The sequence below is a fragment of the Enterobacter sp. WP_7_1 genome, assembly GCF_003688535.1.
GTDB classification, from domain to species: domain Bacteria; phylum Pseudomonadota; class Gammaproteobacteria; order Enterobacterales; family Enterobacteriaceae; genus Enterobacter; species Enterobacter asburiae.
The window spans coordinates 1,618,972-1,634,440 of sequence record NZ_REFK01000001.1; the positions used below are offsets into that span (position 1 = coordinate 1,618,972).

Sequence of the window (15,469 nt, forward strand, 5' to 3'; positions counted from 1 at the left end):
GTTTCCTTACGCCAGGTTAGCGCCGTAGACAACGCCAGAAAGTCCCTGATCGTCTGCGGTGATTTGCAGACCTTCAGCAGACATGATCTGGAAGTTGTAGTTAACGTTAGGCAGTGGGCGCGGCAGCGGAACAACGCCTACGGCCATACCCACCAGTGGAGAGATCACGTCACGGCGACGAACGTACGCGATAAACTCGTTACCGGTCAGCGCGAAGCTCATGCGGATTTCTTTTACCGGCGCGAACGGCAGAACAGCCTGCAATACAGTGCCGCTTACAACACCGTTGACCACGTACGGCTGAGCCAGGTTTGCCCAGATTTCCGGGGAAACCCACATTACATCGTATGCGGCTACTTTGTTCGTGCGGGCGGTAGTACCGAATGCGCCTTTACCGAAGAACGCAAAGAGCGCGGTCATGTCGGCAGTAGTAAGGTCGATATTCGCGCCACCAGCACCGGACCCGAGGTTGATCTTCTTGGTGTTGCGGTGGTTCTTAATGCCCTGCGCCGGGTAGGACTGCACCTGAATTTTTGAATCGCCGTTCAGGTAGTAGTTAACGCGCTTCTGGTTAAACTTGCGCATCTTCGCCATCTGCGAGTCCAGCACCAGGTCAATGCCCACAGAGTTCATACCAGCAGCATGACGCCAGTTCACCCCGTAACCGGCAGTGAATACCGGAATCGGATCCCCGTCGCTGGCATATTCAGTGTGGTCGAAGGAGAACGGTGCCTGGCCATCGATGCTTACTGACACGTCGTCAGCGATGTCGCCTACCACGTTATACAGCTTTGCGGTCTTACCGACCGGCAGCACCGTCTGAACGCCGATCAGGTCGTTCACGATTTCCATGCCGACTTCCTGATCGCGCAGCTGCAGCACCTGGTTGTCAATCTCAGCCCAGAAGTCACGGGAGAAACCGCCAACTGCGTTACAGGCCAGCATGTCAGGCGTCATGATTGCGCGGTTAGCCGCGATGATGGAATCGTTTTGCAGGTTCCACATGTTGCGGTTTGCCCACAGCTCGCTCCAGTGCCCGCCGAGGCGGGAGTTTGTCGCCAGCGTCTCTTTAGAGAAGTACATATGTGTTTGTCCTTTTGTTACGCGCCAGCTGCGGCGACAGTGCCAACGCGCATGCGCACGCGAATGAAGTCGGTGGTGCTGGCTGCGATGGTGTGTTCATCCTGGCTGTAGCCGATCACTGAATCAGTGTCATCGGTTGCCAGGGTAAACTGACCAGCCGTACCCAGTTTGATCGGGCTGTCTTTCTTGTACGCCCCAGGCACGCACAGCAGAGCCAACTCACGCCCTTCTTCGACGTAGTTGCCGACAGCTGAATCACCGGCAGGAATTGCCTCTGTGATAGTCAGGCCCTGGTGGTAACCGACATCGATGATGTACAGGCGGCCGGTCAGCGCAGTAGCCTGAGCGAATTTATCGGATGAGTTGATGGTTGCGGCGGTGCCTGGAAGCAGCGCGGCGGCCGTGGTGCGAGTTTCGGTCTTGTACAGAGACTGACCGTCGATATTAACGCGACGATAACGTGGCATTATTCCGGCTCCTTATTTGAAGTATTCGGCAGCAGAAGGCGCGCCGGTTTCTTTGTGCTGCTGTGCATTGTTGGTGCCCAGCGGAGCAGCTTCGCCAAGTGACTTGAACATCGCGTCCAGCGCTTCGCCTGACAGTGCGTTAGCCACGATATCGCCATGGACCTTCGCAACCGCTTCGCGCTTTGTTTTCTCTTCGGCGCGAGAGTTGGCAGTCAGGGTTTCAGCGAGCTGCTGCTGATTGGCCTGCAGTGCATCAACCTTCTCCGCGAGAGGCTTAATAGCCGCTTCCGTGTTGGTCGCAACAGCCTGGCCGATCATGCTGCCGATTTGTTCCAGTTCTTCTTTGGTTAAAGGCATGTCGCCCTCCGTTTTGTGGTTTGGTGCAGGCTGTTCCTGCGGTGTGAATAGAGCTTTGAATTTGTTTGCCACGACGGCCACCCACGACTCCTGGCGCGCTACTGCGGTGCCGGTATCGTCGATTGTGATCTTCCCGCCATCAGCGGAATAACCGTAAACCTGCGCATCGCCGCCATTTCGCACGATGACCACCTGCGAGTCAGTGAAGTCAGCAACCCAGGCATATTCATCCGTGCCCGGCGCAAATTTAGCTTTGGCTGCACGATCGAGGCGCTGTTCACGCTCCCGGTATGATTCACCCACCAGCGCGCCGGAGTTTGCCTTAAGCGGCTGCGCCAGATCGGCATTGACCATCAGGCCAACACCTTGCTCAGGGGTGGCCGCTCCGACTTCGTGCAGAAGGATTGCGTCGTGGTCCATGCCGTGGATATCAGCTACCCACTCGGCACCCGTTGCGCGTTGTTGCTCGTTAGGCTCAAGTTGGTCGAGGAATGCGGCCACACTGGTATGAATCGGCGGAACGTCTTCACCGCGCTCAATCGCAGCGACGCGTTCAAGCAGCTCCCTGCCACCTTCCGACTCGCTGGCGCGGGCCACATCAACCCACTTTTCGAGGTAGATGCGATTACCGGACTTCTTAACGTTGCGGTTCCACGCGCCGATATGGCCCGCGTTAATCCCCTCCGGGGAGAAAGCAGACACGAACTGACCGTTAACCTGAGGGTGGCCCAGCGGCGCCAGGGTGCCCTCCAGGCCCTGATAGTGGGCATCGATTTGCTCTTGTGTGTAGAGCCCTCCATTCATGACGACGTTCGCCGGCAGCGTGTAGCTCGGCAGCACCAGATGCTCGCGGCCGTTGTATGTTTCGCGCCGGATAGACTGGCTGTTCACCTTCGTGGTGATGTTTACCTGCATAGGCATAGCTATTTCTCCGCCCAGGCGTAACCGCGCGCCTGCATCGATTTATATTCCTGTTTGAGTTTCGTGATGGTGTCCGGGTATTCCGGCTTGCCGTCCGCATCCACCAGCACCGACTGCTGGCTGCATTTGCAGTTGATGGAGTTGCCATCTTTGCTGTACCAGTCACGCACCTCTTCGTTGGTGTAGAGGTGGGCATGGCGCACTGCGTGGGTATGTCGCGTTGTCGGCGACAGCGCTGAGATATGAACCAGCAGCGTTTTCAGGCCGAAGAGGTCATTCGCCTCCTGGTCTTCATCCCACTTAGCCCGTCGCAGCGCGGTAGTCACTTCAGTGCGTGCTATACGGTTTGCCCGGCGCTTCTCGATACCGGTCTGGTCGGTCAGATTGCGGGCAATATCCAGCGGATTGAGGCCACGGCCCACGCCATCAGTCAGCACGCGCGCCATGTCGCGCTTAACGTCAGCCGTCAGCCCCTTCATTTCCTCAAACACACGGGCATGCACCAGCGCCATGCGTTGCTGATACGGGTCGCTTGCGAGGATGGACGCCAGCGAATCACGACCGGCGGCATACACCGGGGATTGCTGGCTGAGGTTGTAGAACGACTGCCCGGTCCCTTTCTCCGATGCCAGATCGATGTACTCGTAAAACCACAGGTCGTAATCGCCACCCTCAAGCAGGACCTGATCTACCAGGTAACTGGCATCGTTCAGGATGATGGAGAGTAACGTTGGGTTTAGCTGGTATTCGTATCTGGCGTTTACTGCGAGGGAGGAAGGTATTTTGTCGAGTGCTGATTTGTACGCCTTGCCAATCTTATTCATGCGCCTGGCGAAGTCTTTCATTGCCCGGCGTTCCAGCGCATCGGCCCCAGTCGGATCCTGATAGTTACGCGGCAGAATCGGTGGCTTCGCCTTCTTCGTCGCCATCCTCTTCTCCTAACGGATCTTCGTCGTCATTGTCATAGCCCGCAGCGGTGCGAATCTCTTCGCGGCTAAACGCCGGTTCGTCGCCGCTACCCTGCATGGTCTGGTTAATCTCGCCCATAGTCTTAGCGTTGGTGAGCTTCTCAGTACCGGTCTGTTCGTTCAGGTCATCCCAGATAACAGCCTTCTGGCTGACCGAGTCGACGATCTGCAGGTCGATAAGCTTGTCGCAGAAGTCCTCTATTTCGAAAGAGAGGTCTACGCGGCGCGACTGACAGCGAGCATTAAAGTATTTCTGGTCTTCGGTGCTGGAGCGCTCAGCCTGCTGGTTACCAACCAGGATGCGCGTAGGAATATCAACTCCTGCGGCTGCTGTTTGGAGGTTGACGGTATAGGTTGCTGACGGATCGGCAACAGCAGTGACCAGCGGTGTAACTGTTGCCCCTTGGGTTGTCATCAGAACATCGTTACCACGGTTCATTTCACCGGCAACGTCGTTAAACTTATCCTGCAGCTCGTCAATGCTCACGCCATAAAGTGACGCAAGATTGTTGAAGTCGATTTCCTTCTCGAAGTTGACATTGAGCTGGCGAGCGGCGTTCTTCAGGAATGACTCGCCAGACCCTCCCTCTACTTTTTCCAGGCTCACAAAGGCGTTATAAGCTGGCTCAAGGAAACCAATAGCATCATCTGAGTAATCGCCAAGGATGAAAACGCGATCGGGGTGAATGTTGACGCGACGGCTTGAGCCATTGGGCAACCGTTCGGCGTACTGCCACATCTTTGGCTGGCCGTACGTCTTCGAGTTCAGGCCAGTGTCCCACTCGCTCACCGTGAGCGATCCTGCCCATGCCACGGAAACCTTCTGTAGCCCTCGACCTTTAGTAACAGGAAGGTTCCAGTCTTTTTCGTCGCGGACATGAAGTAGGATGCCAGCATAACGGCCCACCAGGCGGCGGCGATCAGCCTCAGCGAATGAGCGCCAGAATCGGTTGGTGAATACCTGTTTGGACTTTTTCTCCCAAGCAGTTTCATCCTTGCTCTCGTCGGCATCGTCACCCTCGATTATCTCCGGGTTAGTCTGCCAGCACTTGCCCACCAACTTCTCAACTGCACCGTGCGCTATGCCACCTCGCCGGTACAGGGCATAGAGGTTTTCGTAGGTTACCTGCTCAGGGAAGCCATACTCGCACCATGCGGAGTGGCGCTTATTGTCCAGCCCCATCGTCGGAGCCATCAGCCCCATACGGGCGCGCGCCATCCGCGCATCGTTCAACGCATGGTTGACGGCGAGAGTTAATTTGTCAGTCATGGTTTGTCCGTTTGGTTAGCGAAGGCGTTTTGGAATCATCATTCCGGCCATTTGACCTTTGCGCTTAATGTGTCCGTCGAGGCTGTAACGAATTCCGTCCCAGCAGTGCTCATAGCCGTCGGCCAACTTAGGCAATACCTCGCCGGTGATGCGGTCCGTTTTGTACGACCACATGCGCGCCTCTCGGGCAACATTCTTACAGCGTGGGTGGATAATGATTTCGTCGAACCCACGAAGATGGGCTATCCCGTCCTCAACACTACCCTGCCATTTTTCGGCAGCCGAGATGTTGAAGCCCTGGCGCTTGAGATAGCTGATTGTCTCAGGTCGTGCGGAGTCGGCCTTGATGGGCCAGTCACGCGATCCGGGAATTGTGTCGTATAGCTCTGGCATGTGGTCGAGCTCTGTCTGCTGACCGTATGCCTCGTACTCGATGTACAGCCGGTTGTGCAGGATGAACGACCGCACCAGAGTATTAGGGTCTTTGGCGAAACCGAAATCAGCGCCGAAGAACAACCGCTCGGCTTCTTTCCAGAGGTTATCCGAGAACTCAGCAATCCGGTATTTACCGGCCAGCACCTGCTTATCGGAGTTTTCGAGGTAAGCCCCTTCCCAAACCCACGCGTATGTTGCCGGATCGAGGCGGCGCGCATCGTTCTGTCGCTCGCCTTCCAGCACGTCAGGGAACCACGGGTTATCCGTGTAGTTCATCTCAACGGTGACACAGTCTTCGCCAGCCTCTTTACGGAAACGCTTATCCGTGGCGCTGCCATCTCGCTCCGGGTTCCACGTCACCCAAATCTCTGATCCCTCTTCACGAACGGTCGGACTCAGCTTCTGCCAGGCTATTTCACTGACTGATTCAGCCTCGTCCACCCAGCAGAGCAGGATGCGCGCTTTCGACTTGATGCTGTCGAGGTTATGCCGCAGGCCGCAGAACACGTAGTTAACGCTTTTGTCGATGGTGCGGATGTACTTCTCGCCGATATCAAAGTTGGAAGCCAGCCATGGAACAGACAGGATCGCCTGTTTCACCTCCTGCATACTCGACTCTTCCAGAGAGTTCATGAACTCACGAGCGCAGAGCACCACGCCACTCTCGCCGTTCATCATCGACTGATACGCCTTTACGGCAGTCATCAGCGCGAATGTGCGCGTCTTGGCACTACCACGCCCACCATGCGAGCACCGGTAACGCTTATTCACGGCGGTGAACAGTGGCGCAAGCTTGGCGGGGATCGGCAGTTGAACGGCGTTACTCATGCTTTCGGCTCAACGGGGAGTAGCTGGATGATGGTCGGCTGCGGAGTCATGGTTCCGTCAGGGCTGGTGTGCTCGACCTTCTGTTTGTTGCTGTACGCGTCGCCAACCTCTTTGGCGGCCTGCTCCATCAGAGATGCAGCCAGCGCCATGTTTTTCATTCCCTCAGCGCGAGTCATCATCCGGTCAAGTGCACGGAGACGATATGCTTTGTTGGCGATCGGAATGTCGCTTAATTCGGTCTGGAAGCGCTTACGGGTTTCGTGAAATAGCTCAACCCATTTCTGCGCCAGCCCCCTGCCGTTTGCTTTCGTCGGGTCGTGGGATTCGACCTGCTGACGAGTGATGCTCAGGCCAAATTCCTTTTTGACCAGCTCAACCACCTGGGATGGAGTATCGAAGCAGGCAAGGGACTGAACGATGAAGGCTTTGACCTCACCTTTCAGTGTCGCCATGGATTACCTGCCTGTCATAATCAGTCATATTGTTAGGCCAGCTTTAACATGCATGTGCCGCATGACCTGGCTATATCGATGTGAGCCACTTCTGCTGGCGCATTGGCCGCATCAACGAGCTCCTGTACTTCTTTGCTGGCGCCGTATCGACGTACTACACCAGTGAATTCTTCGACGTCGTGGCCGCGCAGTGTAAGCACTGGCTGCCCGGTCTCTTTGTTGAACCTTGGCGCTCCGAAATCATCGGTGGCCTGGGCGATGTGGTAAAGCTCATGCTCTACCAGAGCGCAGAATTCGAGATCACTACATTGTGAGCAGTAGTCGGCCGCCAGCGTGATGATGAACTTCGGTATACGCCCGAACCATTCATACATCTGCTGTTCCATTCTGGCCTTTTGCCACCCACCAGCGCGGAGCATTACCTGTTCGGCCTGACCGAGAACGTAGCGCCCCTTCTTCGCGAATGAGTCAGACGCCCACATGAAGCAGAGATCAGCCTCTAGCAGGTGTTCGTGGTCAGGGTTATGGATGCTTCCGGTATCGCTGAGGATCTGTCGGCTTATCCATTCATGCACTTCATTGGCGGGGATCAACCTGGTGTATGGCTGCCAGTTCTCGGATGCGATGAAGTTAACTGGCGGATATGGCCTGTGCTCGTCATCGTTAGCCATGAGTTACTCCGTTGTTTCTCCTGCAGGCTGCTCCACAGGCTCAAAGAGAAAGTCCTCATGCTGTCCTGGCTGAAGTAGCGCCATTTGCCATCATCCATAGCCAGAGCGACATAACCATTGACGATCTCTGGCTGGCTGCGGGTCATGAGCCCGGTGAAGGTCTCTTTGGATTTTTTGGTGATTGTGATTCGGTAGACGGTAGCCATTTCGTTCTCCACGTGTCGCAGCTGTTGCCCTGCTTCTCAGAAGTGCTTAGCCACTTACGGCTTTCCCGTCAGCAAGATGTGATCACCTTCCTTGCGGGGTTACACAAATCATTTCAGGCACTGTTCTTTGATGTAGTCCTGCAGATAACCGACCTGCTTAGTCACTGTGATGATTCGCTCTCTGAGGGTGAAATAATCCCGTTCAGCGGAGTCAGTAAGTCGGGGGCCGGAAGCATCGCCCACGCCGCCGGTTCCGGTCTCTCCGTTCGCGGGACATCTGGCGTTGACGTGCAGCCCACACTTGCCATCGCGAACACAACGCTGCAGATCATCAAGCTGCTTTTTCGCATCGGACAATTCCTTCGTGTATTTGGCATCCAGAGCAGCGACATCACGCTGGCGCACCTGCATGTCTTTGATGGTGGCGTTAGCCAGGCTGAGTTTCTCAGTGGCTTTATCGCACTGTTCTTTGTAGGTGATGGCATTGTCGCGGTAGTGGTTAATCGCCCAGGCCATTGAAACCAGCAGGCAGATAACGACAGCACAGATGATTGCGGTTAATCGGCTCATTTCTGGCCCCACTCGCAGACTTCACGCTCAATCTCGCGTCGGGTAATAAGCCCCTTCCACTGCTTGCCACCGGCATACGTCCAGCGCTGCAGTTCTTTGCATGCCCCCGGCACATCACCGGCGTTCAGCTTCTTAAGCAGCGTCGAGTTGGCGAAAGCACCAGAGCCAACGTTATAGGTGAAGGAGTAAAGCGCGGCACGCGTAGGCTCAGGAATGCGTACCTTGATCAGCGGATCGATAGTGTTTGCCACCTTTCGCAGATCCGCCTTCAGCAGGTTGTCGCACTCTTTATCTGTGTAGCGGTGGCCGCGGCGAATATCCGCACCGGTGTGCCCATCGCAAACAGTCCAGATGCCGACCACATCCTGATAGGCATAATAACGCCGCCCTTCCAGCCCATCAGCATTGCCCAGCATTACTGCAGCAATGGTGATTGCTCCGGATCCGCCAACAATGGCACCCACCAGCTTATTCCTGAGTGTCGGGTTCATCTCGGCTCCTGCTGCGGCGGTTGTCTTCGCGGATCTTGAAATACAGATTCGTCAGGTACGTCAGTACGGCAATGATGATACCCACCAGCACGCCGATCGCATTCCACTGCTCGGGGCTGTAGGCATTCAACATTCCGTTGAGGATGCTCCCGGCTGAAGCACCATAGGCTGCACCAGTGGTTATTTTTTCCATTCGATACATGCTCTCACCTCGCGTTATTTGCGGGTGCTGTTCGTGTAGTAGGAAAGGCCGTCAGACACGATAGCTACGGGGCATCTGAAAGTGATTGTCTGCGGCCTGAATAAAAAACCTGGCGACAAGCCAGGAAGATGAGGGTAAGGCAATGTCGGCTCTCTGGCCGAAGGGTCCCAGGCATTGGGTTTGGTTTGTGGTGGCCGGTGCTGAACTCCGGCTTTCTCTGACATCGTGTGCCCCAAGACTTTTCTCCAGAGATAGCGCAGTCCTCATTAAGGGGGTGCCGTCTCTAGCGCATCAGCCTGCGCATTCACCACAACGGACAGAGCACTGAGCACTTCGCGCCAACTCCATGCTGCTGCGTGGGTTGGGTTATGAGCCCTTCACGCCAATGCTCTTTCCTGTTGTGCAGATACGAAAAAGCCCAAGGCGTTAACCTCGGGCTCTGTCATTCTTTCTGATGCCGGACTTTCCCGGCGGTCATCGGTTTGCAGTTCTCGCGATACTGCCGCCCTCAAAGAGGTCTGGCCTACGATGGCTCCTTTGGCGCACCCAACCCGAAACGCTCGCCTCAAGGCATACCTTTGGGCAAAATTCTCGGATGTAAAATAAAGCCCCGCACGATGGCGAGGCTCTTAATTCTTTGTCGACCTACGAAGCTATGGCGACGATATCAGATTTACATGAAATATATGCGTTTCAGTTCGGTTTTGCAAGACTTGCATCCAAATTAGTCGCCTTTTGTTGTGAACGTGATCGCGTTACGGAGATAAGAGCGCCACTATCGAGTCGCTTAAAGCTGTTCCGCATCGCCAGCCAGTGAGGCAGGTACGTCTCTGTCCATGTGGATTTCGCCACGCCAGCCAGTTCTGCCATTACCTGGTATTCGTACGTTTCGCGCCCTGCCAGCTCAGCCTTGACGTCTTGCGCAGCCAGCCAGATAAGTTTCTTCAGGCGCTCCATCGTCTTGCCCGCCACCTTCTTCGCGCCGAGATGCTCCCGGAACTCTGCCCATGCCCACTGGGTTATGGCCACCTGATACTCGAAGCGGATGTTCTCGCTGTAGTTCCAGAGCAGCCACGCTTTCTGGTGGTCTTCCAGCGACAGGACAGCGCGGCGCCATGATGCGGTACCGAACTCTACAGGACTAACCAGTGCGATGGATGAGCCCTTTGCGCGGGACTGGCTCCCACTCATCGGTGGTCCGTCCGGGTTGATCATGCGCTGCTTATCTTTGTCGAATACTTTTTTCCGACCCCGACTGCGCGCCGTCGCGGTGAATTGCGCATTCTCAGCGAAAGCTACCAGTTGCCCTTTCGTCGCCCCGCTCAGATCTGCGGTCGCCACAATGAGCTGCTGACGTACGTATTCCAGTTGCTGACTGTTCATGCGGCTTCCTTCTGTGGCTGATTGGTTTTGGTCTGACTGTGCTTTGCTACTGGTGGCAGGTTGGCGCGCTTAATGCTCTCAACCTGGTATCGGGTTATCTCGTCTCTGGTCACGGCGCGCACTCCCCAATAATTATCTGCCCCTTCTCTCCCCAAAGCTTTGTCACCCGGCCATCCCACACGCGGCTGTCGTCATCGAAAATGGCATCGAGTAGCGCCTTTTCCAGGTTGTCTTTATCCGGTTTCTGCTGATGAGCTTGGCCGTTCAGTTGCGAGCGCTTCTTCTGGCTCCAGCTTTTTGGCATGGGAATGACGAAGGTGACGTGATATCCGGACTCAGGCAGACAGATCCCAAGCAGGCGCACTTCGTCTTTGAAAGCCCAATATGCTGCTGTTGCCGGACGCTTTACCCACCTGTCGCGTTGAGTCATGCGTGGTTTGCTTACGGGTGTGATCTCGTAAATATTCATACTTTCACGAGCCCCTCTTTCAGCCAGATAACCTGCGTGCGGGCCATGCCCTCCAGCGCGCACTCCTTTGCATATTCGGCATCGACCAGACGCGTACGGCGATCAATCTCATCGTGGCAGTTGCTGCATGCGATAGTGGCGATTAGGTCAGGCGGTTTGATTCCGGTACCGCACAGACCCGCCAGACGGATATGTGCCAGCACTGAGGTTTCAGGGTTGCCGTTGCATACGCCGGGGATCCGCACCTGACATTCGCGCCCGCGAGCCGCTTTGCACAAATTAGCCATGCGCCCTCCGTGCCGCGAGACGCAGCCATTTCTTATCCACCAGGCGGGCGGTGTAGTCTTTCATGGTCGGGATGTCGGAAGGCTTAACCTCAGGCTTGCGCTGGCGGCGCACCGGAACGTTGAAGATGTGATTTGTGATGACGCGTGCGAGAGGATTAGCCACGGGAAGCCCTCCACTCTTGCGCCCAGGCGATGCGCTTACTGGATGCTTCGGAGAACTTCACGCCGCGGTCGGTACCGAACCAGTAAATCGCCTCGATGACGTCGACCATGTAGCGCTTGCTGGATTTTGATGTGCGAACGCCGAAATAAACGCGGCCGCCGTTGATGCCAGGAGCAGATTTCTGTTCCTGGTCCTGAGTCTGATTCACCAGAACGGTAATGAGGTCCTTCCATTCCTCGCGGGTCAACTTTTCGCCGTGCCAGACAACCTGGTCGGAGAGGTCCTTCAGCAACGGCCACATCAGGCGGTTTTGCTTGTCAGTGCGGGTCTCTTCCCGGGCCTCTACCACCATCGGCGCGCGAGGGTTTACTGGCAGAGTGCGGATGTATTCAATGAGGTTGTGTTTCACGGTGTCGTTAACGATGCAGTAGTGCTGCTTCATACGCCACCTCCGAGAGGTAACTCAGAATGCAGAAAATCGCAGGTGCATTTCTGCATCTGTGACAAGGTGAGGAGTTCAGATTGTGGTCGCATTTAAGTCCCCTTAAATGCGCAGAAGTCACCGGAGTTGTTCAGGCTCCGATGACATGATTATGGCGGGTTGATTGTTGAAAATCAAAGCAGATTTAGTGTGATTTTTATTTCAACTCATAGATAAGGCAATCAACGATTTCAAGACCGTTCACCATAGAGTTAGTTAGACGAATCGTGCTGTTGCTAACCCTAGAAAATCCTTTAAGCATCTTGTAAACGTAGTCGCTATCACCCTTGGCTTCAATTGCTTCCAAAGGGATTGGTTTGTATTTTTTCGAAATGCTATTCCTGTTTATGTCGCTGATTTTTTTATAAACATAGGCTGGCCCACGTTCTTGAACCTCTTTTATTACCAACATATATCGCCATGATAGATCTGGGTAATAGAACCACAAAGCGGCATCAACAGTTAAATCCTCTGCTTTCAATTTTTTCAATAAAAATTGACCAGAGAACTCCATATCTTTAGTCAATTCCCTGCCGACTACCAGTGTGTTTTTAACCATTTCAAAACTCCAGAATTTTGGTCACCTACAGCATCAATGAGTTGTTCTGACAATGCTCTAGTTATGTTGGTATCGTAACGAAACTGCTCACTCCAGTCTTTTACGACTGTCCAGTTTATTTCTAACGACGCATCATTTCTTGAGTCGGCAAGCAACATTTGATGTAAGTTAGCGATCTTCAGAAGTTTCGATAAATCATGAGTATAGGAGTCGATCACTGTGCTCTTATTAGGGAATTCGTGTTGCAGAAATGTCTTTGCAATACAAGCCTTTAGTGCGCACTCAACAGCATACCCACAAAGATAATAAGCACCATGGTATAACCCATTAGCAAACAAACATTTAGCTTCGTTAAATCTAATGTTAGACAAGGATTCGAGGTCATTCTTAGTCATATAATTCTAGCTGGAATTATGTTCATTTCTCGGGATTATACCCCTTTTAGACATTGAGTTGTAACTGGATATTGTTGTATATCATACATCTAGTTCAGCAATACGATTCTCTGCGGCTTCCAGCTTTGCTTCTGACTCTCGAAACTTATCAGCCCAGCGATTGCAGGCCATGAAAGCCATTCGCCGCTGTGATTCAACCTCAGCAATCCGCCGGTCTTTGGCTTCCAGCTCATCCAGCAGCGCCTGGACATCATTTTCAGCGTAAAGCCTCATCAGTGGTAGTTTCGGTAGTGTGATTTGAGCCTCACCGTGCTTTACGTGATGCCAGCGGGCACCGACAGACTCAAACGCAAACTTTCCGACTGGCTTAAGTGCCTGTTTGTCGATGTTGCTCATTGGGCGGCCTCTCTGGTTAACTTTTCGAAGATTGCGTCAAGAGCCTTCCGTTTTCCGATATGCCCGCCACCGATCCACTCTCCGCGAAGCAAAGCGTAATATTTACCGTCGTCTTCATGAAACGGGCCACGGATAGACCAGTCGGTTGTGATGGCGTCGATCGCCTTTTTAGTTTCTGCAAAATCCATCATGCTCATACCCCTACCCTCCCCCAAACCATCAATACCCTTTTCATCGCCGGACTGTTCCTGCACTCCTGGCAGATCACGTTTACCGACTCAGCACGGCGGTTGGCTTTCTTTTTGGCCTGCGACAGCGAATAAACACGGTGACCTTTCGGACCTTCAAACTTCAGCTCACCTGTGTTTACCATCACTGAGATAACACTGGAGATGCTCCGGTAAGTGGCTCCCATGGCATCTGCGATTTGTGTAGCACCCAGCTTGCTGCCATCGCTCAATACGGCCACGATCCGCGCCGGGTGGCTGCTATCGCTTACTCTTCTCGCTTTTGCGCTGCTGAATGCGCCTTTCATCGCCCGGTTCTTCAGATGATGAGCACCCTCGCCTTTACGCCACTCCTGATATTTCGCTTCACTGGTGAAGTAGCCGAAGCCAGCCATGCTGAAAATATGACCCAGGTTGCGCAGTGCAGCGATTTCACGGTCCAGGCCCTTGCCACTGATGCCAATTACCTCAATGAGGTCAGCGCGTTTAACAGGCTGGTTAGCGGCCACGTAATCAACGATGCGTTGTTTTAAGCTGTCCATCTCACACCATCCCGTTCGACTTGTTACGGTTGTACTTCGCCTGAAGCAGCTGGATCGGCGTTGGCCCGTGTTCGGCAGCCGGTGCTGCAATTGCCCGGCGTACCGGCGGCACTGGCTTACCCTCAGCGACACGCTTCTCCCACATGTCCAGCAGATCGCCCGCCTCGCGCGCCAGCTCACCATGCGTTAACTGGCGCTCTGTGCTGCGGTGCCGAAGTTCTACGCAGATGTGGTACATGACCGGCTGCGACCAGGGGAATTGCTCGCTGGAAGTGAATTCGAACGAGCGGTTACGCCAGTCCCAGTATTCGGCGATCACCTGATCAGCGGTGATACCCAGCGCGCCGCCACTTTGCTTGCACCAGGCGACGAACTGGCCCGGCGACGGCAGGAATGGCCGTTCCTGGCGGCGGGCAATGCGCATACCGGCATCGACCTGAGCCATTGAGTGGATCCCGTTCTCCTGAAACGCCAGCAGCCACTGACGGCGGAATTCGTTCAGGTCGTCCTGGGTGCGGAAGTTCGCCATGCTGGCCGGGAACGCGGCGCGCAGCTCGTTGAACAGTTTGTTGAATACCTGCGCCACCTGCTCGACCGGCGCACGCTCCTGGTACTGCTCTGGCAGGTTATGGGCTATGCGGCTCATCTGATCGCGGTCGTGGTTGTGCATCTGCTCTGCAAGAGATTTCATCGCATCACCTCATAGGCCCAGTCAGTGTTGTTGAAGTCCAGATCCGGTTTAGCGGCTGGCTTGACAGCGAACTTAGGCTTAAACAGTCCCTGATATCCGTTCGCAATACTGGTGTTGATCACGTCGATCGGGTTGTGCCCGTCTTCCAGGCACTCTTTCAGCAGCTTGAACGCCTTCGTGACGGTCAGCTCAGTTTTGATCGGCTTGCCAGATTGTTTACGGTAGGCAACCCATTCCTCCCAGGCGGTTTGATTTAGCCATTTAGGAACGTCAATTCCGAGCGGATCAAACTTGCTCTTCCCCCCTGGGGGATTAGAGGGGGTATTAGGTTTTATATTTGTCTTTGGAAGAATGTCTTTGGTGTTCCCTGTTTTCAGGGATACATCCCCCTGTTTTTGGGGATGGTTATCCCTGTTTTCAGGGATGGTTTGTGGGGCGATTTTGCTATCCCCGATTTCAGGGATGGTAATAACCTGCGTTACAACTTCAGCGACCGGAAACCTGACCGGGCACTTTGCACATTTTGGCTTTGTGTAAGCCCAGCTATCCAGGAGCGTGTTAATCCCGATGTAACGTGTCTGCCCGATTCTGCGCATCTTGATGATGTTGCGATAAGCCAGGCTGAGCACAGCTTCAGAAACGTGCTTAACGGCCAGTCTGGTTTTATCTGCAATGAGACTGTTGGTGATCCGGTCCTCTTTCTTGGACCAGCCATACGTCAGGCGAACAATAGCATTCAGCACGCGGAACTCACGCCCCGAAAGCTCTACGAAACACAGGGCATCCTGAATCTGGTTAGCAAGGCGAAGATAGCCATTTTCCAGATCGGCCATGCGATTCTCCTGCTGCGCAGGTTGTTGCGCAGGGAATTTGATTACTTTGGCGGTGTTTGACATACTTACTCCTGCAAAGAGTCCAAACGATTTGCACTTGAAAGTCGGTTCTGTTCGCGCAG

Annotated in this window: 24 protein-coding genes; all 24 read right to left on the minus strand. The window is 54.4% G+C overall.

Annotation, left to right across the window (positions count from 1 at the left end):
- Positions 1-6: 6 nt before the first annotated feature.
- A complete protein-coding gene (locus BJ885_RS08035; RefSeq protein ID WP_121931635.1) occupies positions 7-1,083 on the minus strand; it encodes a major capsid protein in 1,077 nt (358 codons plus the stop codon).
- A gap of 17 nt (positions 1,084-1,100) precedes the next feature.
- Positions 1,101-1,550: a hypothetical protein gene (locus BJ885_RS08040; protein WP_045911062.1), complete on the minus strand. Its 450-nt coding sequence runs from the start codon at positions 1,548-1,550 to the stop codon at positions 1,101-1,103.
- A 12-nt stretch (positions 1,551-1,562) separates the two neighbouring features.
- A complete protein-coding gene (locus BJ885_RS08045) occupies positions 1,563-2,828 on the minus strand; it encodes a hypothetical protein (RefSeq protein ID WP_121931636.1) in 1,266 nt (421 codons plus the stop codon).
- A gap of 2 nt (positions 2,829-2,830) precedes the next feature.
- Positions 2,831-3,757 (minus strand): phage minor head protein, encoded by a 927-nt coding sequence (locus tag BJ885_RS08050; protein ID WP_121931637.1) that lies wholly within the window; start codon positions 3,755-3,757, stop codon positions 2,831-2,833.
- The gene (locus BJ885_RS08055) at positions 3,717-5,066 is read right to left on the minus strand and encodes an anti-CBASS protein Acb1 family protein (protein WP_121931638.1); all 1,350 of its coding nucleotides are present in this window, start codon (positions 5,064-5,066) and stop codon (positions 3,717-3,719) included. The genes BJ885_RS08050 and BJ885_RS08055 overlap by 41 nt, the downstream gene beginning before the upstream one ends.
- Before the next feature lie 15 nt (positions 5,067-5,081).
- Positions 5,082-6,329 carry a PBSX family phage terminase large subunit gene (locus BJ885_RS08060; RefSeq protein WP_121931639.1) on the minus strand — a complete coding sequence of 416 codons (1,248 nt, stop codon included), beginning with the start codon at positions 6,327-6,329 and terminating at the stop codon, positions 5,082-5,084.
- Positions 6,326-6,781: a DUF2280 domain-containing protein gene (locus BJ885_RS08065; RefSeq protein WP_121931640.1), complete on the minus strand. Its 456-nt coding sequence runs from the start codon at positions 6,779-6,781 to the stop codon at positions 6,326-6,328. Before BJ885_RS08065 ends, BJ885_RS08060 begins: the two co-directional genes overlap by 4 nt.
- Before the next feature lie 32 nt (positions 6,782-6,813).
- Positions 6,814-7,452, minus strand: a complete 639-nt coding sequence (locus tag BJ885_RS08070) for a putative metallopeptidase (RefSeq protein WP_121931641.1) — start codon at positions 7,450-7,452, stop codon at positions 6,814-6,816.
- Positions 7,371-7,658 (minus strand): hypothetical protein, encoded by a 288-nt coding sequence (locus BJ885_RS08075; RefSeq protein ID WP_121931642.1) that lies wholly within the window; start codon positions 7,656-7,658, stop codon positions 7,371-7,373. The genes BJ885_RS08070 and BJ885_RS08075 overlap by 82 nt, the downstream gene beginning before the upstream one ends.
- Positions 7,659-7,766: 108 nt before the next feature.
- Positions 7,767-8,228: a lysis protein gene (locus tag BJ885_RS08080; protein WP_121931643.1), complete on the minus strand. Its 462-nt coding sequence runs from the start codon at positions 8,226-8,228 to the stop codon at positions 7,767-7,769.
- Positions 8,225-8,719, minus strand: coding sequence for a lysozyme (locus BJ885_RS08085; protein WP_121931644.1), 495 nt, complete (start codon positions 8,717-8,719; stop codon positions 8,225-8,227). Before BJ885_RS08085 ends, BJ885_RS08080 begins: the two co-directional genes overlap by 4 nt.
- Entirely contained in the window at positions 8,697-8,921 is a 225-nt protein-coding gene (locus BJ885_RS08090; RefSeq protein WP_001752682.1) for a class II holin family protein, read from the minus strand. Before BJ885_RS08090 ends, BJ885_RS08085 begins: the two co-directional genes overlap by 23 nt.
- 693 nt (positions 8,922-9,614) lie before the next feature.
- Positions 9,615-10,304, minus strand: a complete 690-nt coding sequence (locus tag BJ885_RS08095) for a bacteriophage antitermination protein Q (protein ID WP_121931645.1) — start codon at positions 10,302-10,304, stop codon at positions 9,615-9,617.
- 109 nt (positions 10,305-10,413) lie between these two features.
- Positions 10,414-10,773, minus strand: coding sequence for a RusA family crossover junction endodeoxyribonuclease (locus BJ885_RS08105; RefSeq protein ID WP_121931647.1), 360 nt, complete (start codon positions 10,771-10,773; stop codon positions 10,414-10,416).
- Complete coding sequence (locus BJ885_RS08110) at positions 10,770-11,060, minus strand: DUF1364 domain-containing protein (protein ID WP_121931648.1); 291 nt, start codon at positions 11,058-11,060, stop codon at positions 10,770-10,772. Before BJ885_RS08110 ends, BJ885_RS08105 begins: the two co-directional genes overlap by 4 nt.
- The gene (locus BJ885_RS08115) at positions 11,053-11,223 is read right to left on the minus strand and encodes a NinE family protein (protein WP_121931649.1); all 171 of its coding nucleotides are present in this window, start codon (positions 11,221-11,223) and stop codon (positions 11,053-11,055) included. The genes BJ885_RS08110 and BJ885_RS08115 overlap by 8 nt, the downstream gene beginning before the upstream one ends.
- Positions 11,216-11,665 (minus strand): recombination protein NinB, encoded by a 450-nt coding sequence (locus BJ885_RS08120; RefSeq protein WP_080024775.1) that lies wholly within the window; start codon positions 11,663-11,665, stop codon positions 11,216-11,218. Before BJ885_RS08120 ends, BJ885_RS08115 begins: the two co-directional genes overlap by 8 nt.
- Positions 11,666-11,861: 196 nt before the next feature.
- A complete protein-coding gene (locus BJ885_RS08125) occupies positions 11,862-12,263 on the minus strand; it encodes a hypothetical protein (RefSeq protein WP_121931650.1) in 402 nt (133 codons plus the stop codon).
- Complete coding sequence (locus BJ885_RS08130; RefSeq protein WP_121931651.1) at positions 12,242-12,658, minus strand: HEPN domain-containing protein; 417 nt, start codon at positions 12,656-12,658, stop codon at positions 12,242-12,244. The genes BJ885_RS08125 and BJ885_RS08130 overlap by 22 nt, the downstream gene beginning before the upstream one ends.
- An 81-nt stretch (positions 12,659-12,739) precedes the next feature.
- Positions 12,740-13,054, minus strand: coding sequence for an ead/Ea22-like family protein (locus BJ885_RS08135; RefSeq protein WP_121931652.1), 315 nt, complete (start codon positions 13,052-13,054; stop codon positions 12,740-12,742).
- The gene (locus tag BJ885_RS08140) at positions 13,051-13,251 is read right to left on the minus strand and encodes a hypothetical protein (protein ID WP_121931653.1); all 201 of its coding nucleotides are present in this window, start codon (positions 13,249-13,251) and stop codon (positions 13,051-13,053) included. Before BJ885_RS08140 ends, BJ885_RS08135 begins: the two co-directional genes overlap by 4 nt.
- Positions 13,248-13,823, minus strand: a complete 576-nt coding sequence (locus BJ885_RS08145) for an ArsR family transcriptional regulator (RefSeq protein ID WP_121931654.1) — start codon at positions 13,821-13,823, stop codon at positions 13,248-13,250. The genes BJ885_RS08140 and BJ885_RS08145 overlap by 4 nt, the downstream gene beginning before the upstream one ends.
- A gap of 1 nt (position 13,824) precedes the next feature.
- Complete coding sequence (locus BJ885_RS08150) at positions 13,825-14,514, minus strand: replication protein P (protein ID WP_121931655.1); 690 nt, start codon at positions 14,512-14,514, stop codon at positions 13,825-13,827.
- Positions 14,511-15,410: a replication protein gene (locus BJ885_RS08155; RefSeq protein WP_121931656.1), complete on the minus strand. Its 900-nt coding sequence runs from the start codon at positions 15,408-15,410 to the stop codon at positions 14,511-14,513. The genes BJ885_RS08150 and BJ885_RS08155 overlap by 4 nt, the downstream gene beginning before the upstream one ends.
- Between the last annotated feature and the right edge of the window lie 59 nt (positions 15,411-15,469).